The 24,027-nt window shown below is 42.4% G+C and carries 22 protein-coding genes and 1 pseudogene; 4 read left to right on the top strand and 19 right to left on the bottom strand.

Features of this window, described 5'->3' with window-relative positions:
- Nucleotides 1–163: 163 nt before the first annotated feature.
- From glnA to ACZ5Q0_RS00455, 7 genes and pseudogenes are all read right to left on the bottom strand, one after another.
- On the bottom strand, nucleotides 164–1,492 hold the full coding sequence (gene glnA / locus ACZ5Q0_RS00425; protein WP_446820087.1) for a type I glutamate--ammonia ligase: 1,329 nt from the start codon (nucleotides 1,490–1,492) through the stop codon (nucleotides 164–166).
- Between the two features lie 80 nt (nucleotides 1,493–1,572).
- Nucleotides 1,573–2,052: a DUF456 domain-containing protein gene (locus tag ACZ5Q0_RS00430; RefSeq protein ID WP_446820086.1), complete on the bottom strand. Its 480-nt coding sequence runs from the start codon at nucleotides 2,050–2,052 to the stop codon at nucleotides 1,573–1,575.
- Nucleotides 2,053–2,069: 17 nt separating this feature from the next.
- A complete protein-coding gene (locus ACZ5Q0_RS00435; protein ID WP_464827184.1) occupies nucleotides 2,070–3,323 on the bottom strand; it encodes a methionine gamma-lyase family protein in 1,254 nt (417 codons plus the stop codon).
- 142 nt (nucleotides 3,324–3,465) lie between these two features.
- Entirely contained in the window at nucleotides 3,466–4,209 is a 744-nt protein-coding gene (istB, locus tag ACZ5Q0_RS00440) for an IS21-like element helper ATPase IstB (protein ID WP_446818376.1), read from the bottom strand.
- Nucleotides 4,202–5,758 (bottom strand): annotated as a pseudogene (gene istA / locus ACZ5Q0_RS00445) (IS21 family transposase). Before istA ends, istB begins: the two are co-directional and overlap by 8 nt.
- A 309-nt stretch (nucleotides 5,759–6,067) precedes the next feature.
- Nucleotides 6,068–7,042: an AAA family ATPase gene (locus ACZ5Q0_RS00450; RefSeq protein WP_447182630.1), complete on the bottom strand. Its 975-nt coding sequence runs from the start codon at nucleotides 7,040–7,042 to the stop codon at nucleotides 6,068–6,070.
- 192 nt (nucleotides 7,043–7,234) lie between these two features.
- A complete protein-coding gene (locus ACZ5Q0_RS00455; RefSeq protein WP_446820083.1) occupies nucleotides 7,235–7,837 on the bottom strand; it encodes a DUF4489 domain-containing protein in 603 nt (200 codons plus the stop codon).
- Between the two features lie 194 nt (nucleotides 7,838–8,031).
- On the opposite strand from ACZ5Q0_RS00455, the gene ACZ5Q0_RS00460 reads away from it, so the two are divergent.
- Nucleotides 8,032–8,904, top strand: coding sequence for a DNRLRE domain-containing protein (locus ACZ5Q0_RS00460; RefSeq protein WP_447182631.1), 873 nt, complete (start codon nucleotides 8,032–8,034; stop codon nucleotides 8,902–8,904).
- Between the two features lie 105 nt (nucleotides 8,905–9,009).
- Here the strand turns inward: ACZ5Q0_RS00460 and hfq are convergent, their stop codons facing one another.
- The 10 genes from hfq to ACZ5Q0_RS00510 all read right to left on the bottom strand — a co-directional run bounded on the left by hfq (nucleotide 9,010) and on the right by ACZ5Q0_RS00510 (nucleotide 20,835).
- Nucleotides 9,010–9,258, bottom strand: coding sequence for an RNA chaperone Hfq (hfq, locus tag ACZ5Q0_RS00465; protein WP_446820081.1), 249 nt, complete (start codon nucleotides 9,256–9,258; stop codon nucleotides 9,010–9,012).
- A gap of 56 nt (nucleotides 9,259–9,314) precedes the next feature.
- Nucleotides 9,315–10,274 carry a tRNA (adenosine(37)-N6)-dimethylallyltransferase MiaA gene (miaA, locus tag ACZ5Q0_RS00470; RefSeq protein WP_464827185.1) on the bottom strand — a complete coding sequence of 320 codons (960 nt, stop codon included), beginning with the start codon at nucleotides 10,272–10,274 and terminating at the stop codon, nucleotides 9,315–9,317.
- Nucleotides 10,255–11,025, bottom strand: a complete 771-nt coding sequence (locus ACZ5Q0_RS00475; RefSeq protein ID WP_446820080.1) for a class I SAM-dependent methyltransferase — start codon at nucleotides 11,023–11,025, stop codon at nucleotides 10,255–10,257. Before ACZ5Q0_RS00475 ends, miaA begins: the two co-directional genes overlap by 20 nt.
- A 21-nt stretch (nucleotides 11,026–11,046) precedes the next feature.
- Nucleotides 11,047–12,762: a DNA mismatch repair endonuclease MutL gene (gene mutL, locus ACZ5Q0_RS00480; protein WP_446820078.1), complete on the bottom strand. Its 1,716-nt coding sequence runs from the start codon at nucleotides 12,760–12,762 to the stop codon at nucleotides 11,047–11,049.
- Nucleotides 12,759–14,108, bottom strand: a complete 1,350-nt coding sequence (locus ACZ5Q0_RS00485; protein ID WP_446820077.1) for a histone deacetylase family protein — start codon at nucleotides 14,106–14,108, stop codon at nucleotides 12,759–12,761. The genes mutL and ACZ5Q0_RS00485 overlap by 4 nt, the downstream gene beginning before the upstream one ends.
- A complete protein-coding gene (locus ACZ5Q0_RS00490; RefSeq protein ID WP_446820075.1) occupies nucleotides 14,105–15,790 on the bottom strand; it encodes a hydantoinase/oxoprolinase family protein in 1,686 nt (561 codons plus the stop codon). Before ACZ5Q0_RS00490 ends, ACZ5Q0_RS00485 begins: the two co-directional genes overlap by 4 nt.
- Before the next feature lie 25 nt (nucleotides 15,791–15,815).
- Entirely contained in the window at nucleotides 15,816–18,386 is a 2,571-nt protein-coding gene (gene mutS, locus ACZ5Q0_RS00495) for a DNA mismatch repair protein MutS (protein WP_446820074.1), read from the bottom strand.
- A 79-nt stretch (nucleotides 18,387–18,465) separates the two neighbouring features.
- Nucleotides 18,466–18,846, bottom strand: a complete 381-nt coding sequence (locus ACZ5Q0_RS00500; RefSeq protein WP_446820072.1) for a YlbF/YmcA family competence regulator — start codon at nucleotides 18,844–18,846, stop codon at nucleotides 18,466–18,468.
- Between the two features lie 24 nt (nucleotides 18,847–18,870).
- On the bottom strand, nucleotides 18,871–20,205 hold the full coding sequence (miaB, locus tag ACZ5Q0_RS00505; protein ID WP_446820070.1) for a tRNA (N6-isopentenyl adenosine(37)-C2)-methylthiotransferase MiaB: 1,335 nt from the start codon (nucleotides 20,203–20,205) through the stop codon (nucleotides 18,871–18,873).
- A 264-nt stretch (nucleotides 20,206–20,469) separates the two neighbouring features.
- The gene (locus tag ACZ5Q0_RS00510) at nucleotides 20,470–20,835 is read right to left on the bottom strand and encodes a hypothetical protein (protein ID WP_446820069.1); all 366 of its coding nucleotides are present in this window, start codon (nucleotides 20,833–20,835) and stop codon (nucleotides 20,470–20,472) included.
- Nucleotides 20,836–21,047: 212 nt separating this feature from the next.
- On the opposite strand from ACZ5Q0_RS00510, the gene ACZ5Q0_RS00515 reads away from it, so the two are divergent.
- Both ACZ5Q0_RS00515 and ACZ5Q0_RS00520 read left to right on the top strand, forming a co-directional pair.
- Entirely contained in the window at nucleotides 21,048–21,365 is a 318-nt protein-coding gene (locus ACZ5Q0_RS00515) for a transposase (RefSeq protein WP_447182485.1), read from the top strand.
- A gap of 53 nt (nucleotides 21,366–21,418) precedes the next feature.
- A complete protein-coding gene (locus ACZ5Q0_RS00520) occupies nucleotides 21,419–22,285 on the top strand; it encodes an IS3 family transposase (RefSeq protein ID WP_464827279.1) in 867 nt (288 codons plus the stop codon).
- Between the two features lie 278 nt (nucleotides 22,286–22,563).
- Here the strand turns inward: ACZ5Q0_RS00520 and ACZ5Q0_RS00525 are convergent, their stop codons facing one another.
- Together ACZ5Q0_RS00525 and ACZ5Q0_RS00530 are read right to left on the bottom strand one after the other, a co-directional pair.
- Complete coding sequence (locus ACZ5Q0_RS00525; RefSeq protein WP_446820068.1) at nucleotides 22,564–22,779, bottom strand: hypothetical protein; 216 nt, start codon at nucleotides 22,777–22,779, stop codon at nucleotides 22,564–22,566.
- A 212-nt stretch (nucleotides 22,780–22,991) separates the two neighbouring features.
- Nucleotides 22,992–23,297, bottom strand: a complete 306-nt coding sequence (locus ACZ5Q0_RS00530) for an MTH1187 family thiamine-binding protein (protein ID WP_446820067.1) — start codon at nucleotides 23,295–23,297, stop codon at nucleotides 22,992–22,994.
- Nucleotides 23,298–23,642: 345 nt separating this feature from the next.
- Here ACZ5Q0_RS00530 and ACZ5Q0_RS00535 point away from each other — a divergent pair, with 345 nt between their 5' ends.
- Nucleotides 23,643–23,924 carry a DUF4491 family protein gene (locus ACZ5Q0_RS00535; protein WP_446820065.1) on the top strand — a complete coding sequence of 94 codons (282 nt, stop codon included), beginning with the start codon at nucleotides 23,643–23,645 and terminating at the stop codon, nucleotides 23,922–23,924.
- Nucleotides 23,925–24,027 lie beyond the last annotated feature (103 nt).

Here is a 24,027-nt window from a genome sequence, read left to right on the forward strand (position 1 = left end):
TCGTTGAACATGGATGTGAATCGGTCCCTTACCCCGGAACCTTAGACAAGCTAGTGTTTCCCAGGCGGAACATGACTATCGAAATATTTATGTTGCTTATGCCTTTATTTCTTTTTGGTTGGAGTCAATAAATGGGGAAAGAAAGCAAGGAGTCCCGTGCTTCCTAGAATTTCTCCAGGTATTGGTCAATTTCCCAATCATAAACCCGGGAACTATAGCTTTCCCATTCCTTCATTTTTGCCAGAACAAAACGGGAATAAATATGGTCCCCTAGTGCTTCCTGAATTAGTTTATCCCGGCTTAGCTCGTTAACTGCTTCGTAGAGGTTTTCCGGTAAAGAATGAATACCTTTGAGATTGCGAGTAGCCAGATCCATTTCGTAAATATTTTGCTCAACAGCCGCAGGTGGCTGTAGCTTGTTTTTAATTCCCTCCAGACCTGCTTTTAGGATTACCGCCAGACCCAGATAGGGATTACAGGTTGGATCAGGATTACGTAATTCTATACGCGTTCCAATTCCCCGGCGGGCCGGTATTCTTATCAGGGGACTGCGGTTACGATAGGACCAGGCAATATATACGGGTGCTTCATATCCAGGTACCAGCCTTTTGTATGAATTTACTGTGGGACTGGTAATAGCCGATATGGCCCGGGCATGTTTAAGTACCCCGGCCATAAAATAGCGGCAGGAGTCACTCAGCCCGTCCTTAGCTGAGGGATCATAGAATATATTCTCACCTTCCTTAAATAAGGAAACATGTAAATGCATTCCTGATCCTGCAATTCCGTAGATAGGTTTAGGCATAAAAGTTGCATGCAACCCGTGTTTCCTGGCTACCGTTCGGACTACAATACGGAAAGTGACAATACTATCAGCAGTAGTAATGGCATCTTTATACTTAAAATCTATCTCATGCTGTCCTGGAGCTGCTTCATGATGAGCCGCCTCTATTTCAAAACCCATACTTTGCAAGGTCTCTACCATGTCCCGGCGAGCTTCCTCTCCCTGGTCTACCGGCGGCAGATCAAAATAGCCGGCCTTATCATTGGTGTCTAGTGTCGGGGTTCCATTTTCATCGACATGAAACATAAAGAATTCCGGCTCAGGACCTACGTACATGGTATAGCCAAGCTCGGCTGCTTCTTTCAGTACTTTCTGCAGGGCATAACGAGGAGATCCTGCAAAAGGTTGGTTATTGGAATCATAAATGTCACAGATTAAGCGTGCTGTTTTACTGTTTGAATTAGGGCTACTCCAAGGCAGAATCAGGAAAGAATTAGGGTCAGGTTTTAGATACATATCCGATTCTTCAATGCGAACAAAACCTTCAATGGATGATCCATCAAACATCAATTCGCCATCTAGAGCCTTTTCTAGCTGTTCACTAGTAATAGAAATGCTTTTCATAACCCCGAGTATGTCTGTAAATTGCAGGCGAATAAACTTAACATTTTCTTCGGCTGCCTTCTTCAATATATATTCCTTATGCAAAATTACCCCTCCAGAATAACGCTCTAACTAACGTCCCTAGGATACCATATTTACCTACTACCAAGCAATCAGGGGACTATTCAGAACACTATAATCAGGAACGATACCAGCATAGCAATACCAATGATAACATTGAAAACTACCCCGGAAAAGACACCGATTAAAGCCCCTACTGCGGCTCTCATAGCGCGGTAGGGATCATTTTGGGCTACGTATTCACCCGCAAATGCTCCTACTAGGGGACCAACCAGAATTCCTACCGGCGGAAAAAAGAACAGCCCAGCTATAGTTCCTAATAACGCACCCCATACTCCATATTTTCCTGAGCCAAACCATTTAGCTCCCATTACCGTTGAAAGATAGTTAAACAACAGGGATAATAATGTCAACCCGCCTAATACCAGCAGATAGCGTGACGATATTAACTGAAATCCTTCATACCAACCATAAGCGGCAATAGCTATAAAAATTAGTGGAATCCCAGGGAGCATGGGTAATACTGTACCTGCCAAGCCTATGAGGATAACCAGGATTACCATAGCCAGAACTGTACCATTCATAATACGCTAAGTCCACCTCACTCATTATTTTTTAAGATTATTTGCTCTACCAATTGGGCTAAAACATAACGCCCATGCTCATAAGTAAGTCCCCCCTGCATATATACACAATAAGGCGGGCGCAGGGGTCCATCACAGGATAGTTCGATGGAGGAACCCTGGACAAAGGTGCCGGCGGCCATGATAATTTTATCAGCGTATCCTGGCATATCCGCAAATTCAAGATATACATCACTATCCACCGGGGAATTTTTTTGAACTAGCTGGCAATAGTCTTTAATCTGCTGCCCCGATCCTAACACAATGGTCTGAACAATATCATTACGGGGTTCACTCCAACGCGGGTAAACCTCATAACCATGCTGGCCAAATACATAGGCCGCTAAAACTGCTACTTTTAGCGCCTGTAACACCGTATGGGGGGCCAGAAAAAATCCCTGATACATGGGCCGGTTCTGCCCCAGGCTAGGTCCTAATTCTTTTCCCAATCCAGGAGCGACCAGATAATCAGCCACCTGTTCCACTAGAGGAGTTTTTCCACATATATACCCTCCTCCACCAGCCACCCCCCCACCCGGATTCTTTATTAAAGAACCGGCCATGATATCAGCTCCTACGCCGGTGGGTTCAAGTAAGCCGGTAAATTCACCGTAACAATTATCAACCATAACAATGGTTGAAGGAGAATGCTTTTTTACTAATTGAACTAAATCTTTAATCTCCTCCGGGCTAAGGGCAGGGCGCAGGCTATACCCACGGGAACGCTGAATCAGCACCATCTTAACCTTTTTGGATAAGATGGCTTTAATGTTTTCCCGTTCCGGGTGCCCTTGGGCGTCCAGAGCCACCTCTTCATATAGTATCCCCCGCTTTATCAAAGTACCGCCTACAGCCCCATCGCCGCATCCGATTATATTACTTAAAGTATCATAAGGACTTCCCGTAATGGACACTAAGCGATCCCCGGGATTAAGTAGGCCAAATAAACAGGCTGATATAGCATGGGTCCCGGAGATAATCCTGGAGCGCACCAGGCTATCCTCACTCTCGAAAACTTCAGCATAAATTTGTTCCAGGGTATCTCGCCCCATATCGCCATATCCATAACCAGTAGTAGAATTAAAGTGAGTATCACGAACTCGGTGGTTTTGAAAAGCCTTAAGCACCTTAATTCCGTTCTGATAGGCGATCTCCTCTAATTCCTGAAAATATTCGTGCAGGTTTTTTTCCGCTTCCTTAATCACTGTTAGAGCATTCAAAGAATCGTTCACATCCTTTAATCTTTAGTAAAGTGAGTAATATTTTGAGGTAGAACCAGTAGTGTACTAAATCAGAACCACCTTGTTCATCTTAGAGAACCACTCTGGTCTTTCTCAGAGCCGCCGTCAAAAGACGGCAGCTCCAAGTATTGTTTTATTCTTTTAGACCATGACGTTCCCTCATTGATATTTCACCATCAATAAGAATAGTATAGGAATCATGAACTATACGATCCAAAATGGCATCGGCTAAAGTATCTTCACCTATTTTCTCGTGCCATCCCCTGGGATCAAACTGCGAGCAAAAAATAGTCGATCCAGTTTGATGTCTGGCTTCCACAATTTCCAGAACATCCATGGCTTGTGGTTCTCGTAAAGGCCTTAATAACCATTCATCCAGAATCAGGAGGCTTACTTTTTTGTACTGCTTCATGACTTTTTGATAAACCCCTTCACCTCGTGCAACAGCTAATTCATTGAGCAAATCTGGAAGACGAACATATTTAACAGTATAATAATTTCTACAGGCGGCTATACCGAAAGCACACCCCATATAGGTTTTTCCGTTTCCAGCAGCACCCATAATGATAATGTTATGCTTTTCCTGTATGTAGTTACAGGTAGCCAGGCGTAAGAGCTGGGTTTTGTCCAATTTCCTGTCCGGGTGGTATTCAATATCTTCCATACATGCCTCGGGAAAACGGAATTGCGCTTGTTTGATTAAACGGGCAAGCTTATTTGTTTTTCTTCTTGACCATTCAATGTCTACCATTAGCCCTAAGCGTTCCTCAAAGGATAGTTCCTGATATTTGGAATCAGATAGCTGGTCTCTATAGGAATCTGCCATTGCCGTCAGTCGCATTTCATTGAGTTTTGTTATCGTGCTTTGGTTAATCATGCTTCTTACCTCCAAAATAGTCAGCACCACGGGTAAAGCCGAAGTTTTCTGCTGTATTTTTCTTTGAAGTAGCTATTGGGTTTGTTCCTTCTGTCAGTTTGTCTTATCCGGTTTTCAAGATAGTCTGGATGCTCTTTAAATTCGGACAAGGCGTATAGGATAATGCCTTCCTACAGGCGGATTCTACTCTGTTTACAGAATATTTGTCCGCCAGTTTCATTAGTGACATACAGGAACGATATCCTTGCTGTTCTACTTTATGTGAAGATAAGATAGCTTGCATGGCAGCCTCTGTGTTAGGACCAACAGTTCTAGCCCAGTCCATGAAGCGCTCGCCGTTCCATGATAGATACTGTTTATGGTTGTCTGGCATATGTTCCGGTAATATTACGGGATCGTTTCCTTCCCCATAAATACGGACATGAGATGCTATACGGTGGTTATGATAAAAAACCTCAATGACTTTACTTGTTACACGAATATCCACCTCATGTTTGATGTATTCATATGGAACCGAATACTTGTTTTTATCAACATGTATGAGATAATCATACTGTACAATAGCTTTTTTCCAGGTAGCTAACTCGTATGGGGAAGCGGGTAGGGGTAAAAGCAAAGCCTTCTCTTCTTCAAGGAACGCACTCTTCCTGCTTCCCGGTTTCTTTTGAAATGGTTTTTCATTAAACTCGTCTAGTTTGATAAAGATGGCCTCATTCAATTCCCTTAATGAAAAAAACTGCTGGTTCCTTAGGGAAGCAATGATCCAGGTGGTGATGATCCCAACTGTCCCCTCTACGACACTTTTATCTTTCGGGTGTTTCACCCGGGTTGGGATAACAGCAGTACCATAGTGTTCTGCCATCTCGTTATAGGTTCGGTTAATAGTAGGCGTAGGTCCTGAAACTCGATCAACTCCTGTCTTAAGGTTGTCGGGTACAAGGATTCTAGTAACGCCACCAAAGTACTGATAAGCATGGATATGGGCTGTAATCCAGCTCTCCATATCCATTGATAAAAATGCCTCCACATATGCAAACTGGCTGCACGGAAGTGCTGCAACAAATACATAAGCCGGAATAATTTCGCTGGTAATATTGTTAATGATGGATACAGTTTTTCCTGCCCAATCCACCTCCATAATTTCACCGGGTTTACGTTGGATACGCATGGTAGCTTTTGTTGTACTTGCGTAGCGTCGATAATATCTGCAAAACTGACTGTACATAAGTGGGATCTCACCGCTTAAATGGCACTCCTCACAATATTCATTCCATAGAAGGGTAAGTGTTACGCCACTCTTAGCCATTTCCTTATGAATACGCTCACAATCCGGCATCTTCCGGCTAGAAGAAACACATTTTTCAGGAAATAGAAGCTGATGTAACTCGCCATCTGTTCGGTCTGAAGGTAGCGGCCACGAAATACCACGTTGTTCTGCCCGTTCCAGGACGGCAGTAATGGTATTACGTGAACAATGACAGCTAGTGGCTATGCCTCTTTTGCTCATACCCTGGCTACTAAGCCTAAGGATTTCACGATACTGGGTCATAATATCGACCTCCCGTATAAGATTTACACTGATAAACAGTGCATATCCTTACTATACAGGTGTGGTTTTCGCTATGACCATAATGGTTCTATTTTAAGACCACAGTGGTTCTAACACAGTACACTGATGGGTCTATTGAAAGCTAATTTGCAGTAAAGATAGATGTTAAAATGTAATATAACTATTTTCCCCCGAATTATCTACTCTGGCAAGGGTTTTACACAGGCTATTTCTGCGGTACCAGTTTAAGCGGCTTAGGATAATCTACCGTAAATACAAAATAGCTCCCCATAATAAGGGAGCCAAATACTACTTATATTTAAAAATATCAGGGTCCGGTAAGTCGCTTTCTTCTATTGCCATCAGATCTTGGCGGCGCAGGTTGTTGTTGTCAATAATACGCAGGGCCTGCAAGCGTATTGATTTTTCCACCAGGTTGCGCACATAGCGAGCATTTCCACTATGGGGGTGACGATTACGAACGAATTCATTTAGGTGACTCTTAAGTTTCCACCGGGCACGATTAGTTAGTTCATAATCCCTTTCCAGATACATCTGTAGAGCGATCTGAAATAATTCTTCACTTTCATAATCCTTAAATTCCACATGGATAGGAAACCGGGAACGCAACCCAGGATTGGAGCCCATAAAAGAGTCCATTTCATAAGAATACCCGGCCAGGATAATCACCAGGTTTTCACGATGGTCTTCCATAGCTTTGACTATAGTGGCTATAGCCTCCTTGCCGAAATCTTTTTCCCCCCCCTGGGCTAGTGTATAGGCTTCATCAATAAACATGATCCCCCCTAGTGACTTTTTTAACATCTCCCGGCATTTTTGGGCGGTATGACCGATGTATTCTCCTACCAAATCAGCCCTTTCCACTTCGACAAGATGGCCTTTGCTTAGGATGTCTATTTCCTGAAAGATGCGACCCAAAATACGGGCCACCGTAGTTTTACCAGTGCCTGGATTACCTTTGAAAACCATATGCAGTACATTGGGACAGGCCCTTAGATGTAATTCGCTACGCTTATTTTGAATAAGTGAAAAAGCGGTTACTTCGGCTAGTATACGTTTAACCTCACGTAAACCCACCAGCTTTTCTAATTCTTTAAATGAGTCACTATTTGAGAAAGACCCAGACGGTAACTCGGCTAATACCCGCCTCTGACCGTTATCCCTTTCCATGTACTTCATGGATATTTCCATACGGATCACCACACTTCTTAAATCTAAGCTATTATATGATAAACAGATAAAAGTGGTGATACCATATTCCATAATGAAACTGTTGCTATAATGTTAAGCACCAGGTCCCTCCATTCCGGAGGGACCTGGTGCTTTCAAAAACAACTTTCTAATAACAACTAGTTCTTAAATTATATAACCGGCTAAACAACGCCCCTTTTTAAAATCAGTGTCTTGCCAAGATTATTAAGCGTCCTTTGAATTTAAATTAAACTATTCAGTTATTTAAAAATACTGGGGACCAACGGCCATAGCATTAATCATAGCATTAGTTACAGCTGCAAAATCCACGTTCTTGCTTTCCACATTTATTAATTCCACCATATAATGACAACATCCGGGGCAATCCTCACACTCACACCAGGTAAAGCCAAAAGAATCTACTGTTTCAACCTTAACACGTCTGTAACCGCCACTACTACTTGCTTGTTCAACTTTCTGGTCTTCCGCACCTGCCCAGCCACCATAATAAGATTCTACATTTATGAATCTTTCAAAGTTCCAGGTGCCCAGACTGACTTTTGCTCCATTGCAAACCTTGCTAAGCTGGAAAGTAAGGCGCAGATCACTAGGATAATAGCTATCTTCCTTATAGGTAATGATACTGGAAAAATCCAGCTTTACGGTAGGATTTTTAAATCCGGTGGTGTCTAACGCTACTACAGCCACAACATAAGGATTAAATAGTTGCGAGCGACTTTCGCTATGAGACGGTAAGATCACACCTGATCCGGTACCACAGTTTAAAATAACCTGATTACGGACGGGGCGACAATGGTCATCATGGTGATCGTGGGGACAATGTGGATCCATTTTGTAATTAGACATAAAACCATCCTCCTTAATTACCTTTTAGTGTTTGCCTTATATTATTCAAAATTAGAGAAAATTGTTACATTTAGGTATTTATCCTAATTATTGTTTTTATTGCTACCATATGGTTACTAAATCTTCTACCTAAAGGAACACTTTGGCCCTAGTTTTGCATTTTATATAAGAAAAAGAAAAAGGAGGGTGAATAAATGGCATCTATAACTCTTTTACCAATCCAGGACACATATATAGCTGAATGGTATCCCGAATCTAACTTTAGAGGTACGCCAGCATTATTTGTTAGTCGCTATTTGCAACCTGGAGATGGCTACCGGTCAATTCTACAATTTGATCTTGACAACCTGCCCTCAACTAGTACTATTGAAAAAGCTGAATTAGAGCTAACTATGTATCGCAATGAGGTATCTTCCCATGAACTTTTGGTAGAGATCCACGACTTGTTGTTTGGTTGGAATAAAAATCTAATTTCCTGGTCTAACCAGCCGGATCATAATAATATACCGGTTAACAGCATTATAGTAAAAAGCGATACCTCCCTGGGGAAATTGCTTATTTATGTTACCAAATTAGTAAAAGGATGGTATGATGGATCAATCCCCAACAACGGATTAATATTGATAGGCAACGAAAACATCAACAGTTTAGTTGCTTTTCGCAGCACTAATTTTACGAACAGCTTTGATTGGCCCAGGCTGCATGTTTCCTTTGTTGATGGTATACTTAATAGCTATGATGTCGAACAAATCACTATACCTGACTGCCCTGAGGTTCCTATCATCACATCTACTCCTGTTTTTCTGGGTGCCAGGAAACAAGCCACGTTTTTAGTAGCTAACCAGTCTGATTCTAGTCATGTTAAAGCAATGGTTCAGGTAAGTTATAGTCATCTACCTGGTGCTACTTATTTTGATGTGGGAAATTGGGTACCTTTAAAACGGCATGGTTATGTTGGTGAGGCAGTAGCTCTATCTACTTACGAAGCAGCTGAGTATGTGCGGGTTTTAGTGACAGGATCAGGAGGAGAAACCGTAAAAATCTATCCCCGAACCAGGGAAATTTAAAAATTATTACGGGCTAAAACTGGTTTATTTACTATAGGAAAAACAAGCTGTTGTTCATGGGTTAAAAATTAATAATACAAGGGAAAACCCGGGGTAAACCCCGGGTTAGTCATCTTCGTTTTTAGCATCTAGATTAAGCAGGCCAATTGATTTAATGGGTGCCACTGTAGAAATGGCATGTTTATAGACAAGTTGCTGTTTTTGATCCATCTCTACGATAACTGTAAAGTTGTCAAATCCCTTTACTATGCCTTTTATTTGAAACCCGTTCACCAGGTAGATTGTGACCGGTATCTTGTCTTTCCGGACCTGGTTCAAGAAGGCATCCTGAAGGTTAAGTTGATTTCTACTCATAAATATGTGTTACCCCCATTCCCTTTTAAAATCTATATCTACCTTAATAGTTCATTCTACACTGCATATAATTGTCCTTCCCAACGGGTGTAAATTTTTTCTACCATCTCATCTTCTGAGTAGCGGCCCACATCAATCCAAACTATGCGTTTATCCCTCTTAAACCAGGTATATTGACGTTTAGCATAACGTCTCGTTTCCCGCTTAATCTCCTCCACCATATCCTGAAAGGTTACAAATCCCTCTAGGTAGAATAGTACCTGTTTATAACCTAGTGCCTGCATGGCATTGTAACGCAGATCATATCCCTGCTTCCAGAGCCCTTTTACTTCATCAATTAACCCTTGTTCCAGCATTAGATCCACCCGACGATTAATGCGGTCATAGAGCTGCTCTCTTTCCAGGTACAGTCCGACTGCCACCAGATTATATCTATCAACCTGACGCTTCTGCTGACTGGAAAAAGGTTTACCGGTCAGTTCATACACCTCCAGAGCCCGAATAATTCTTTTTTCGTCATGGGAACTGATTTTAGCAGCATATCCAGGATCAACTGACTCCAGGTGTTTATAAACCTTCTCTAATCCCTGGTACTTTACCCTTTCTTGCCAATAGCGGCGTACCTTCTGCTGTGAAACCATAGGAAAAAACTGATATTGATCAACTACCGCCTGGTAATAAAGCCCCGTTCCACCTACTAAAATGGGTAATTTCCCTACCTGATTCAAATCCCAAATCAGCTGTTGGGCCTGGCACTGGTAATCAGCTACACTATAGGGATTATTTATATCAACAACATCAATAAGGTGGTGAGCTACTTCTTGCCTTTCGATGGGAGTAGCTTTGGCGGTTCCGATATCCATTTTTTTGTATACCTGCATAGAATCACAGGAAAGTATTTCACCCTGGATTTTGCGGGCCACTTTTATGGCCAGGCTGGTTTTACCTACTGCGGTTGGCCCTACTATGGCTGCCACATTTAACAAAAGCTTCACCTCAAACAAAAATAATTCCATAAGCAATCCGGTAGTGGGCTTTTAAAACAATATCATCCACCTGCAAGCGCTGAAATTCTCCGCTATCAATAGTTTCTTTGATAACTACCCTTTTTCTGGCTACCCGGCGGGCCGCTTCCAGAGTAGACCTATTTAAAGGTTGTGGATTGGCTAAAAGGCGCAATGGGCTTAAGGCCTGACTTTTAAATACCGGATGTCTGAACATTGGATCAAAATAGACTACATCATATGATTTATTGGTTATTTTTTCCAGGTAATCATGGTGGTCAGTATGAATAACCTGGATGCGATGAATAGGTTCATCTAACCATCCCACTCCCGACTGGTACATTTTCATGCCCCAGCGCACCATTGCCGCTACTAAACGGGACGATTCTAGCCCAGTGACCCCCATTCCTGTAAAGTAGGCAGCCACTATGGCATCTGCTCCCAGGCCCAGGGTACAGTCTAAAAACTTATCACCCGGTTTAAGGTCACCTGCTTTAATCAGGGGATCACCCCCACCCAGCTTGCGAATATTACCGATCCTGGTTTTAGCCATATTAGGATGAAAGAAAAATTCCTCATTATTTAGATATAATACGGGACCAGACGGCTTCCATACCACTACCCCATCGGCTCCGTTTTCTTTTTTTAGTGTAGTTAGTCCCTTTCCCTGCCGGGGAATAAAGGTCAGACCACTATCCTTTATAAATCCGGTCAGATATGGATGTCCTTGCATAGAATGACTGGTGGTTATAATTATATTCATATATTATATCCCTGTGCTTTTCTAACGTTTAAACATGCGATCAAGATCACGTCGCTCCAGTTTGATCATAGTGGGACGACCATGGGGGCAGGTACGATACATTTCCAGTGAATAGAGTGTATCAATAATTGTACCCATTTCCCGCCCGGTTAAACGGTCGCCAGCCTTCACAGCTTTACGGCAGGCCATACTTATACAGGCCGCATTATGCAAATCAATATCTTTTCCATTCTCCAATAGATCTAGGATATCAAATATAATATCTACTTCACATCCCCGCATGGAAGCAGGCCCAGCTCTTAACAACATAGTATTATTGCCGATTACCTGTAAATCAAATCCCAACTGTTGTAGTAAAGGTTGGTTAAGCTCCAAAAGATCCATTTGCGGGGTGGCTAACTCTATTGGTATAGGCATGATAAGTTGTTGGCCAGGTTCCCCCCTGCTATTGTTCCGTTTTATCCCCTCATATAATATTCTTTCATGAGCAGCATGCTGGTCCACAATCCATAGATCATTACCCTTTTCCAGCAGAATATAGGTATCCATCACCTGCCCTATAATACGGTAACCATCTTCTACAACCTCTCGCTCCTGGTCTACATAAGGCAAGGCCATATTAAACTGAGCTTCCGCAACCTGTTGGGGCGGGAAACCAAATTGGTCCAGGGTCTGATGCTTATAACCGGGACGACCGGAAAATACCGGTGAGCTAGGTTTTTCGTTATTAACCACATTTTTAAAAACTGCCTGCTGGTCCTGTACCCAAATTTTTTGGCGCACTATTTTAGATACCATGCTAAAAATAGCTGATTCATCACTAAAGCGAACTTCTGTCTTTTGGGGATGAACATTTACATCCACCAGATGCATAGGTATTTCTAAACTTAAAATCACCACCGGATACTCACGGGAAACAAGCAGTCCTTTATAAGCAGTATCTATAGCTTTAAACAACATAGGACTACGAATCGGGCGACGATTTACAAAGAAAAACTGATTCTTACGATTACCTCGGGTAAAATCAGGTGAGGATACCAGTCCAGATACACTATAGTTATCCCCCTGGTAATTTATACCCAGCAAACGCTCACTGTAATCTGCTCCATAAAGAGCTGCTACGGTTTCACGCCATAAACCATTGCCGGGTGATTTAAAAAAGGTTTTCTTATCATTTTGATAAGTAAAAGAAATATCCGGGCGGGCTAGTACATAACGACATACCATTTCATAAATGGCATTACCTTCACTAACCGGTGATTTTAAAAACTTGCGCCGGGCCGGGGTATTATAAAATAATTCATTTATTACCATACGGGTTCCGGCGGGCCAGGCATACGGTTCTATTGTACTTACCTGACCTTTTTCGATACAGGCATAAAATCCTTCCTGCTGGCGAGCTGTATAAACCTCTACCCGGGCTACCGCCGCTATGCTGGGCAAGGCTTCTCCACGAAACCCCATTGTATTAATACGAAATAAATCAGCTTCATTTTCAATTTTACTGGTAGCATGCCGCAAAAATGCCAGTGAAAGGTCGGCATGACTCATGCCGGCTCCGTTATCCTCTACAATAATACGTTTAATACCGCCACCGACAATACTTACTCCGATAGATGTTGCACCAGCATCGATAGCATTATCCAGCAATTCCTTGACAACTGATGCTGGTCGTTCGATAACTTCACCGGCAGCAATTTTATTTATCAGATGATCATCTAAAAGATGAATACTCATGGTAGTATAGTCTCCGCCTCAATCTTTATATCATAGGCCCGGAACTGATCATTAACCCGGTCCTGAAGATAGACCAGATCATAATTGCCATTTTTTATCATTTCCTGGTAGATACTTTGTCCATAATTATGGCAAGCAGAACATGTATTCACCGGAATATTAATACAAAATACCCGGTAAGGTATGCCATTACGCTGCTGGGCACTGGAATTAATCATGCGAAATCCGCTGCATTTAGGGCAGTTACGTACTTGCACCGCCTGTTCCTCGTGAATATAGTCAGTATCATAAAAGATGTTTTTATATTCGCTAAAAAAAGCATCTCCGGTACGACGGTTCTTTTCTATGACTTCTTCCCGGCTCCGAAAAGCCTTAAGCTGCTTCTCCACAATTGTCTGGATGTATTCCAGGTTACTGCTGGATTCCCGCAGCTTTTCCGGATAAAAATCCGGTTCCCGTAAATTACTGTAATCAATCCCCGCCATGGCCATCATAATACCCATATTAATATAGGGAAGAGCCGTTTCAACCGAATAGCCCCCCTCGAGAACGGCGATATCCGGGGCCAGCATTTCATTTAAGCGGGCATAACCCTGGGCCGTAAAGCGCATATCAGCTAAAGGATCAGTGTAGTGATTATCCTGACCAGCCGAATTAACAATCAGATCAGGTCTAAATTCCTCCATTATGGGCATTACCAGATTTTCCAGAACGTAAAGAATTCCCCTATCGGTAGTACGCGGCATAAGAGGAATATTGATATTGCTACCATAAGCCAGAGGACCACCCAATTCATCTGTAAATCCGGTACCAGGGTAAAGAGTCCGACCATCCTGGTGAAAAGATATAAATAGTACATCCGGGTCATGATAGTAAATTTCCTGGGTTCCGTCACCATGATGTACATCGGTGTCCACAATGGCTACTTTTTTAATACCATATTTAGACCGTAAGTACTCAATCATTATCGCTTCATTATTAATATTGCAAAAGCCGCGGTTACCGTGACTGACCGTCATGGCATGATGCCCCGGGGGCCGTATAATGGCAAATCCATTTTTTATTTCGTCATTCATAAAGGCATCAGCAATGACCAGACCCGAACCAGCCGCCACTAAATGTGCTTCGATTATCTGGGAGGGAAGGTCAGGAACTAAAAAATGTGCCCGGGAAATATCCAGAGGAGTAGCCAGTCGAGGCAGGTATTCCTTAACCTGCGGGAGATCCATGATCCCTTCCTCAAAAATCTGATCTCTGGTATAAAGAAGTCGTTCTTCTCTCTCTGGATGGGTAGGGGAAATGGCCCAGTCGAAAGCCGGGAAAAATAATACTCCGGTCGGTTTCATATACTCACCCCCTGGTACTCTTTAATAAAACCAGGTGCAATTTGCACCCCAACATCAAATATCTTCCCTACCCGATCCCAACCACGGACCAGGTTAAACTGTTCTTCCTGAAAAAAGGAGTAATCAGACAGGTAATCATTCATACCCCGGCCTGCCCCTAGCTTATTAAGATAATCAAGGGCTAGCTTGCGAGCCTCTTCCAATTGAAACTTACGTGGGTTATGGAGGGACTGGGTTACCCCTCCTGGTTCCAGAGAGCATATGCCCTGTTGGGTATCAATATGCAAATATACTGCCAGAGTAGGTCTGACCAAGGCCGCTCCCAAGGCGTTTGCTACCGGCGCATAACGGTGAATGAAACCGTCCACTTCCAATTCCTGGGCTAGCCCAGGAATAATAGCCGGAGCAGCCGCACCTATACCGATAACCTGGTCCAACCTAAATTTAGTCCGGTTGACTACTTCCCAGACCCGATAAGCCGGTTCATTTTCCCATTCCGTAAACATCTCCTGAACTGCCTGGGTCAGACGATGGTTTACCTGGGTTACCACCCGCTGACACATCTCAGTCACATCCATTTTCAGCCCGCGGGCCAATTCCTTTAGTTTTTCTTCTGAGCGCTGAAAATCCCCTACTTTAAGCTGGAGAGAATAATTATAAGCATCAGTAACAGTTGGGTAGGAACCCCCGAAACATACCGCCGGCCCTAGGCGATAAGAGGCGATGACCATCTTCCCTTGTTGATTAAGCAGGGCGCTGTCACCACCCAGGGGTATCGATTTCACGGAAAAGGCATCAATATGGGTGTAATGTCCTTCTAATCTAGCCCCATGGGAAGCATACAGGGGCTGCCCTCCTACGATCAATGAAAGATCCGAGGTAGTTCCACCTATGTCGACCACCACCGCATTTTGGTTATCTCCGATCAAAGCTACGGCTCCCATGGTACTGGCAGCCGGTCCAGAAAATACTGTTTCACAGGGAGAGGCTAAAGACGATTCTAATGGCATAGTACCACCATCAGCCTTAAGAAAATGCAGTTCACATCCGGGAAGACGTTCTTTAACAGATTGGGCCATTTTTTCAGCAAATATTTGCCATTCCGGTTGAATCATTGCGGTAAAATAAGCAGTAGCTGCTCGCCGGGGAAAGTTTAAACGGCTGGAAAGATTACAACTCATCACTACCTGTAAATCAGGATAAGTTTTCTTTATAATACCAGCAACCCTATTCTCATGAGCCGGATTACGATTAGAAAATTTTCCGGCAATGGCCACCCGCCGTATGCCTTTATCATATATCCGGGCTACAGTGGCCTTTATTTCTTTATCATCAGGATGGTCAATCTCTCGACCGCGAAAATCAATGGCCCCTTTAATAAAATAAGTATGGCTGGAAATCTCATATGAACTATAGGGAAGCCCGTAACCAGGCATAATTATCAGTGCAGTAGGTTCAGTACGTCCAGTGGCAATCAGATTAGTCACCAAGGTAGTACTTAAAACTACCCGGGTTACCTGGTCACTACTACTCATATCGGCCAGAAGTTGGTCCAGGACTCCTAAAAGACTTGCTTCCAGGTGATCATTATTAGTAGGCTTTTTGGCAGTAGCCACAATATTCTTGCCGGCAAACACAACTCCATCCGTATAGGTACCGCCAACATCTATTCCGATTAACATGCCCACACCTCCTTAAAAAAGGCATCTAATCATTCAACCGATCCTTCCACTCATAAAGCACCTTTAGCGCTTCCCGGGGAGTCATCCCATCCAGTTCAAGATTTTCCAGTTCATCCAGCAGGGGATGCCGCTTTTCCGGAAATAATTCTAACTGACATACTTCAGGAGCTTTTCGCTTCTGACCATTATCCTTCTCTAACTGTACTAGGATTTCCTGGGCCCGGACAATAACCGGCCTGGTTATTCCTGCCAGCTCTGCCACATGTAACCCGTAGCTTTTATCAGCTTTACCCGGCAAGACCTTTTTCAAAAATACTACTGATTCCCCGGTATCATTAACCGATACACATAAATTTACTATTCCGTCCAGTTGTTCCGCTAAGCTGGTAAGTTCATGATAATGAGTTGCAAACAAGGTTTTTGCTCTAATATGGGTATATATATATTCCGCTACGGCCTGGGCCAAACTGAGACCATCATAGGTGCTGGTACCTCTTCCGATCTCATCTAGTATTACCAGACTATTACGGGTAGCATTATTCAAAATATTAGCCACTTCGACCATTTCTACCATAAAGGTACTCTGCCCAGAGGCTAGATCATCTGAGGCCCCTACCCGGGTAAAAATCTTATCGACTACCCCGATATGAGCACTTTCGGCAGGTACCAGGCTGCCTATCTGGGCCATAAGGGTAATTAATGCCACCTGGCGCATGTAGGTGCTTTTCCCCCCCATATTAGGTCCGGTGATAATGGCAAAACGATGGTCTTGATCAAGTTTAATATCATTGGGAATAAAGCGGGTTTCTTGCAAATGTTTTTCTACTACCGGGTGGCGTCCATTTTTTACCGCGATTAAATACCCGTCATCAACAATCGGTCTTACATAATCATTTAAAAAAGCAGTTTCAGCCAGTGAACCAGCTACATCCAGAATGGCTACCTTAAAGGCAGTATCCTGTAAACGCATCAGTGCCTGGCTAAGCTCTTCCCGGATCTTCAAAAACTCCTGATATTCCAGGTTGAAAAGTCGCTCCCGGGCTCCTAAGATTTTTTCTTCATATTGTTTTAATTCCTCACTAATAAACCGCTCGGTATTTACCAGGGTTTGCTTGCGGATATAATCTTCAGGGACCAGGGGCAGGTTGGATTTACTCACTTCAATATAATAACCAAAGACCTTATTGTATCCTACTTTGAGATGCTTAATGCCAGTACGCTCTTTCTCCTGGCTCTCAAATCCCACCAGCCAATTAGAACCGCGGTGAGAAATATCCTTTAGTTCATCAATTTCACTATGATAGCCTCGCTTAATTATATTGCCCTCTAACAGGCTGGCTGATGCGTTATCATCGATGGCCTGGTCAATTAGTTCCTGTACATCATGCATAGGATCCAACTGGGCAATCTCTTGTAAGAAATTGCTTGTACAAACGGATAGAACTTCTTTTATAGGTATAAGGGATTCCAGAGAAGCTTTAAGAACTAAAAGGTCTCTAGGATTAGCAATCTGATTGCCAATTTTCCCAGCCAGGCGTTCCAGGTCATATACATTCTCCAGTAAAGACCTTATTCTCCCCCGTAATTCAAAACTGTTTTTTAATTCCTCCACCGCATCTAGTCTCTTATTTATCTCCTCTACATCTCGTAAGGGAAGCTCAATCCACTCTTTTAATTTCCTTCGACCCATAGCTGTGCAACAGGAATCTAAGACTGCCAGTAGGGACCCTTCCCTTTTTCCATCCCGGATAGTAGCCGTAAGTTCCAGATTGCGACGGCTGGCCAAATCCAGCTCCAAATATTGGTCGATCTGATAAGGTTTTAGAGTGCGAATATGGTATAAAGAGACTTTCTGGGTTTCATCCAGGAATAATAGAATCTGAGCTGCGGCAATTAAGCCAGCCTGATAATCCTTGAGACCAAATCCCTCCAGAGTTAGAACTGAAAACTGCCGGCACAAGATTTTCTGGGCCTGTTCCACGGTCAGATTGCTGTCAACAGAAGTAACCATAGGGCCAGTTGCAAGCCTAGTTTCATTTTGCCATAAGGTCCTATCCGTATCGGGTAGCAAACACTCAGCCGGATTTAATCGTTGCAGTTCATTTTCTACCAGCTGCCAGACATCTTTTCCCCCTATTTCGGTTACTATAAATTCACCAGTAGATACATCGATACTGGCCAGTCCAATAATCTCATTAGTTTCTGCCAGGCTGGTCAGATAATTATTACTACCTGCATCCAGCATGATATCCTCCATGACCGTTCCCGGAGTAATGACCCTGACTACTTCCCGGCGAACTAGCCCTCGGGCCTGTTTAGGATCTTCCACCTGTTCACAGATGGCCACTCGATAACCACGGTTAATTAGCCGGGCGATATAATTGCTGGCTGAATGATGGGGTACTCCACACATTGGTATACGGCCTGCTTTTCCTCCATCCCGGGCCGTAAGTACTATTTCTAGTTCCCGGGCCGCAATTTCAGCATCATCAAAAAACATTTCATAAAAATCACCTAAACGGAAAAATAGCAGGGCATCCTGATACTCTTTTTTTATATCCAAATACTGTTGCACCATCGGGGTATGCTGGGACAATAAATACAAACCTCCCCAATAAAGAAAGACTTAGCTAGCTAAGTCTTTCTTTATTTGCACTTTTAAAGGCCGCATCATTTTACTGGTGGCAGCTTCCGCCACAAGAATCACAGCCAGAGCTGCAGCCACCGGAAATAGCCTGATTCATAGCGAAATAGACCGCCTGCATCAGGTTATCAAATTTCTCCTGAGCAATCATCAACTCCTGGATAGCAGCATTGGCATTTAACTGCTGCTCCAAAATATTGATATGATCCTCTTCCGCTTTAGTTACCAACAGTCCATCATTATATTTATTCTCTAATTTGGATTTGGCCTCCTGGTAACGCATTATCAAATCATAAGCTGTCCGATCGGATGTAACCTTAGATTGCAAAACCTTAAGAGTAGTAACCTCATCAGAATCAGCCAATGCGTTACCCAGATCAAATGCCAGTTTGATTATCTCTTCTGTAGTCAATATTAAATCCTCCCAACTGTATATTTAGTTAATTAGTTCCCCGAACAAGGAAAAAGTTTTACCTTCTGTTATTCTAACATTAATCAGCTTACCGATTAACTCCTCCGGGCCAGAAAAAATAATAATTCGGTTAGTTCGAGTCCGTGAAGTTAATTTTTCTCGATTAGTTTTGCTGGGACCCTCGACCAGCACTTCTTCAATTGATCCTACTAAAGATTCATTAATTTCCCGGGCAATTCTATACTGCACTAAATTTAAACGGGCTAGCCGGGACTTTTTAACCTCTAATGGTAGCTGGTCCTCGAACTCGGCCGCACGAGTACCCCGGCGTACCGAATACATAAAGGTAAAAGCAGCATCAAAGCGGACCTTTTGCACCATATCCAGGGTATCCATAAAGTCCGCTTCAGTCTCACCTGGAAAACCAACAATCAGATCACTGGTAATAGCAACTCCAGGAATTCTTTCCCGCATTTTCTGCGCCAATTCCAAGTAATGTTCACGAGTATAGCGGCGGTTCATCCTTTTAAGTACCTGGTTACTCCCCGCCTGCAAAGGAACATGTACATGCTCACATATTTTAGAATGGGCAGCGATGGTATCAATCAATTTATCTGACATATCTTTAGGATGGGAAGTAGTAAAACGTACCCTTTTAATCCCTTCTACCTCAGCCGTCTTTAACAAAAGATCGGCAAAATCAACCTTTTCATCCAGACCCAAACCGTAAGAATTCACATTCTGACCTAGCAGAGTTACCTCCTGATAACCCTGATCAGCTAGTTTTTTTATTTCATTAATTATATCAGCTGGGAGCCGGCTACGTTCCCGGCCACGAGTATAGGGTACAATACAGTAACTACAAAAGTTATTACAACCATACATAATATTCACAAAGGCACTTAAACCGGCTTTGCGGCTGGAAGGAAGGTTCTCCACCACCATCCCCTCCTGATCCCACACCCTAAAAACGGAATGGCGTTTGTCCCGTACCTCCTCGATCAAAGCCGGAAGTTCGTGAATATTATGGGTTCCAAAGACAATATCAACCCCCATTCTTTTTAACCTTTTCTGTACTTCAGGTAACTGGGCCATACACCCCCCAAAGGCAATCATTACATGGGGGTTTTTTCTCTTAAGAACACTAATTTCACCTAGTTTGCCATAAACCTTATTCTCAGCGGAGTGACGTACACTACACGTATTGAACAATATAATACTGGCTTCCTCCGGACGTTCTACCGGCAGGTACCCCATCCCTTCAAGAAGTCCAGCCATAATTTCTGAATCCCTAACATTCATCTGACAACCGTAAGTCAAAATATGATAACCAGACGGATTGTATTGATCCTGGTTCATTTCCTTATATCACCTCGTGTTTATATATTATACAGCTTTTTACACAAAAAACTAAAAATCTATAGTAAAATCTCTAATACCTAAAGACTTTTCTATTTCGACCCCCGGCCTTCATTTCCAGCAAGTTAGGCTGCGGCCATCTTGCAAAGTTTTACATTCCCCATCATGGTTTTTGCACTTTACCATCAGGTTAGAATAGATACAGAAAATACTAATCCGGGAGGTTTAGCTCCCGGACCTTATTATTTGCCTTATTTTGTACGATTAATTACTCCCTTTAGCCAATTCCTCTTCTACGCTGGTTTTTATTTCCGGAAACATCAAAGCACCCGCATAGCGTGGTTGTCCATTAATCAAGGTAATCGGATAGGGATAGCCCATCTGTAGCACTTTTTGCATAATAGGGTAATTATCCAGACCTTCTTTATCAGCATCAACATATTTAACTTCAACCTGATTACCAAAGCTCTCTTTTAAGATATCGGCTAGATGGTTGGTCATTTCCTTATGGTCAATAGTTGGTCCGCAACTATCAGCAGCATCACAACCACCACTACAGCAGCTGCAACCCCCGGTTGCGACCTGGGTACCGTGGATAATTTCCACTAGCACAGCCCGTTTTTCTGCCATTAAAATTCCTCCTTACAAATAGGTCCGAATAACTTTTTTAATGATCATAATTAAAACCTGTGCCCTTAGTATAATCGAAGGTTATTAAGAAAGAAAATTCGTTTTAACCTCTGGTTTAGTGATAAACACCTTTAACCTTTTACTCTTTAGCCCCCTAACCGACTTGGACAAAGTATCTTAATCTGGTACCTTTTAAAACAGGAGGGGGCAATATGCAACGTAAAAGGTACTCACAAGAATTTAAAGATCAGATTGTTAAAGAATCTCTGGAAGTTGGCAATGCCGCTATTGTGGCCCGGAAGAATGATTTATCTGCCAACATGGTCAGTCGTTGGGTTAGAGAACATAAGAATCACAATAGTATTGGAATAGGACCAATCCCTGTTAGAATCGGACCATATAATCAAAGCGCTAAAGCATTGGAATCTGAAAACGAGAAACTTAAAAAGTTGCTGGGCGAAAAAGACCTTGAAATAGCCATTCTTAAGGATCTTGTAAAAAAAACGAACCCACAATTCAAGATAAAGTAGATATATCCAGCAAATGGATATCAAGAGGATATCATAAAACCCTTGTATTGCGATTGGTCGGGCTTAGCCGCTCAACATACTATTACCATTTGAAGCATCCAGTTTCTGCACTTAATCACAGAGGCGGCCACCCGACAACTGCAAGTACCTGCACTAACGATGGCAGATTTGTAAGCAATGAACAGGTTAAAGAATGGCTTTGTGAACTCATCTTCGCTGAAGGAGAATACTATGGTTACCACAAATTAACCTGGGCGCTCAGACGGAAATACCAGCTTATCATCAATAAAAAGAAAGTATATCGTTTGTGTAAAGAACTGGATATATTGAAACCGCAGCGTAAACTTAAAGCAAAGCATCCCAGACGACTGGCACGGAACCATGAAATTACTTCTTCAAATCGTCTGTGGGAAATCGATCTCAAATACGGCTATATTACTGGAGAAAACCGTTTCTTTTATATTCTGCCTATCATAGACGTGTTTGATCGGGTTATTGTGGATTACCACATCGGCCTAAACTGTAATGCTCAGGATGCTGCACGTACTGTACAGGCAGCCATGTTTAAACGTCAGGTATATGGAACCGATGATTTAGTCATCCGAAGTGACAATGGGCCACAGTTTATCAGTCATCATTTTGATGAAAGCTGTATTAAATTCGGCGTTGAACATGAGCGTATTCCTTGTCGTACACCCAATAAAAATGCTCACATTGAATCTTTCAATGCCATCCTAGAAGGAGAATGTCTGAGCAAGCATGAATTCCAAAGTTATGCCGAAGCTTACGATACGGTAAGCCAATTCATAAAAGACTACAACGCAGTGCGGATTCATTCCAGTTTGAAATATCATACTCCAAATGAAGCGTACCACCTGTTACAGCAGAAATCCTTAAAAATCCAGTCTGTAAGGGTATAATAATGATCCTGGCAAAGCCAGTTTATATAAATTTTCAAATTCTAAGTATCAGCCAGACATTAAGAGTTTTTGTACAATATTAGGGGGTCAGTCCGTTTATTTTTACAGGCGAACTAAATAAAGCTGCCATGGTTTTAGTTACTTGTTCCGTTGCTGATGGGCCTAATTCATAGGCATATTTAAAGATTAAGTGGATATAAGGTAGGAAAAGTGACTACTTCTAAATCCAGTATATTGTTTCTCTCCCATTTACATGAGAGTGTTTCTAAGCTAATCAGCTACATTTTATCCAACACCGTAGTAAAATTCTCGTAATCATCAATATTATCCAAATCGTTACCTAATTGATCCCTTATCTGCTGGATCTGCGTCTGGTAATCCAGGTAATTATGCCGTTTGTTTTGAAATTCACTCCGGCTGGCCAAATCCGCCAACAGATGATCTACATACCCCATATGCTGCATTACTTCCTGTAATAATTCCTGGGAATTCAAAGTGTTGCCTCCTCTTTTTAGCCTATTGTTTACATAGCCAATAACAATAATGCATCCAAATAGGATAAAAATAATTACAACTTAATGGAGCTGGCCCTTATTTAGCTAGACACTAATACCTGAATCTAGTGTACCTGTTAACTAACCTGATTATTTTAACTAAGTATTCCTTCAGAGATTATATTATTCCTAAGTTCTGTAATCAACCATAGCTATTGGCCCATCTTTTCTTGCACCGATTTTAGCTTTTGGTCCATTGAGGCAGTTTTGTCCCTCCGGTCGTCAATTCTTATGGTAGTTGAAACTCGCATGGCACCATGCTGGAAAGGAACTTCATGCAGCCTTCTAACTACCTCAAAAAGCACCTCGATATCTCCCTCTAAAACGGTACCCATCGGTGTTAATTGCGATTTTATTCGTTTTTCATTCTCTAAGACCTTTTCACAATTAGCAACATAACTGCTTACACTAGTTGATTTTGTTCCGATAGGAATAATGGTTACTTCTACAATAGCCATAAATAAAAACCTCCCTTATATCAAACTGCCAACTTAAGACAAGCACCTCGCAGCAAGTATCCCTTAGCTGACACTTTATTCGCGTCCTTTACTCTCCTGCTACTTAAGCATGTTAACCAGTTATAGGGCAGACAATTTTTCACAGCACCCCAGCACAGGATAAAAATTTTATTTTGTATTTATTGCATTAAAATAGGTTATAAGTAAACTAATGAGCAACTTAACGTTACTATTAAGTAGACATTTCCATACTGATACGGTTAAACTAATTTACGTACCCATCAAGTAGATGGCTCTTAAATTTTCAGTTTTAAGTAGAATGATCAGCGGAGGGATTATTTTTAAATGCTTTATGGGCTTTTTTTTGGAATTTACGTAATAGCAACTATAGCACTGTACCATATCCTGGTAGTTAATTTCCACCAGTATTTTGGCCGCTGGCCATCCACAGTAATATTTCTGGCTGTAGGTTTAGGCTGCGTGTGGTTGTCATTTAAAGCCCCTAACCAGGGAACGTCAATGTTTTGGGGCTATACTGCCTTCCTCAATCTCTGGTCTATCAAGGAAGTTTCGGATCATTCCAAGCGGGTATTAGCTGAAATAAATGCTGATTCTGGAGAAGCCTAACCGAAAAGTATCGTGAGGCAGGGGTACACAACTAGTAAGAGCCATCCTTCTGGAAACAACTATCCCCCTGCCTCCCCTTTTCTCTTTTTCTATTTTCAGCCAT

The organism is Syntrophomonas erecta subsp. sporosyntropha (genome assembly GCF_055395365.1).

Excerpts from the sequence above, each read along its gene's own strand:
- ACZ5Q0_RS00490 (WP_446820075.1), bottom strand. The coding sequence starts at position 15,790 with ATGTTAATCGGAATAGATGTTGGCGGTACCTATACGGATGGAGTTGTG.
- ACZ5Q0_RS00430 (WP_446820086.1), bottom strand. The coding sequence starts at position 2,052 with ATGAATGGTACAGTTCTGGCTATGGTAATCCTGGTTATCCTCATAGGC.
- ACZ5Q0_RS00530 (WP_446820067.1), bottom strand. The coding sequence starts at position 23,297 with ATGGCTATTGTAGAAGTAACCATTATTCCTATCGGAACAAAATCAACT.
- mutL (WP_446820078.1), bottom strand. The coding sequence starts at position 12,762 with ATGAGTATTCATCTTTTAGATGATCATCTGATAAATAAAATTGCTGCC.
- istB (WP_446818376.1), bottom strand. The coding sequence starts at position 4,209 with ATGATTAACCAAAGCACGATAACAAAACTCAATGAAATGCGACTGACG.
- ACZ5Q0_RS00510 (WP_446820069.1), bottom strand. The coding sequence starts at position 20,835 with ATGGCAGAAAAACGGGCTGTGCTAGTGGAAATTATCCACGGTACCCAG.
- miaA (WP_464827185.1), bottom strand. The coding sequence starts at position 10,274 with ATGGAATTATTTTTGTTTGAGGTGAAGCTTTTGTTAAATGTGGCAGCC.
- hfq (WP_446820081.1), bottom strand. The coding sequence starts at position 9,258 with ATGAGTAGAAATCAACTTAACCTTCAGGATGCCTTCTTGAACCAGGTC.
- ACZ5Q0_RS00475 (WP_446820080.1), bottom strand. The coding sequence starts at position 11,025 with ATGAATATAATTATAACCACCAGTCATTCTATGCAAGGACATCCATAT.
- ACZ5Q0_RS00515 (WP_447182485.1), top strand. The coding sequence starts at position 21,048 with ATGCAACGTAAAAGGTACTCACAAGAATTTAAAGATCAGATTGTTAAA.
- ACZ5Q0_RS00455 (WP_446820083.1), bottom strand. The coding sequence starts at position 7,837 with ATGTCTAATTACAAAATGGATCCACATTGTCCCCACGATCACCATGAT.
- ACZ5Q0_RS00535 (WP_446820065.1), top strand. The coding sequence starts at position 23,643 with ATGCTTTATGGGCTTTTTTTTGGAATTTACGTAATAGCAACTATAGCA.
- ACZ5Q0_RS00460 (WP_447182631.1), top strand. The coding sequence starts at position 8,032 with ATGGCATCTATAACTCTTTTACCAATCCAGGACACATATATAGCTGAA.
- ACZ5Q0_RS00450 (WP_447182630.1), bottom strand. The coding sequence starts at position 7,042 with ATGGAATATGGTATCACCACTTTTATCTGTTTATCATATAATAGCTTA.
- ACZ5Q0_RS00485 (WP_446820077.1), bottom strand. The coding sequence starts at position 14,108 with ATGAAACCGACCGGAGTATTATTTTTCCCGGCTTTCGACTGGGCCATT.
- miaB (WP_446820070.1), bottom strand. The coding sequence starts at position 20,205 with ATGAACCAGGATCAATACAATCCGTCTGGTTATCATATTTTGACTTAC.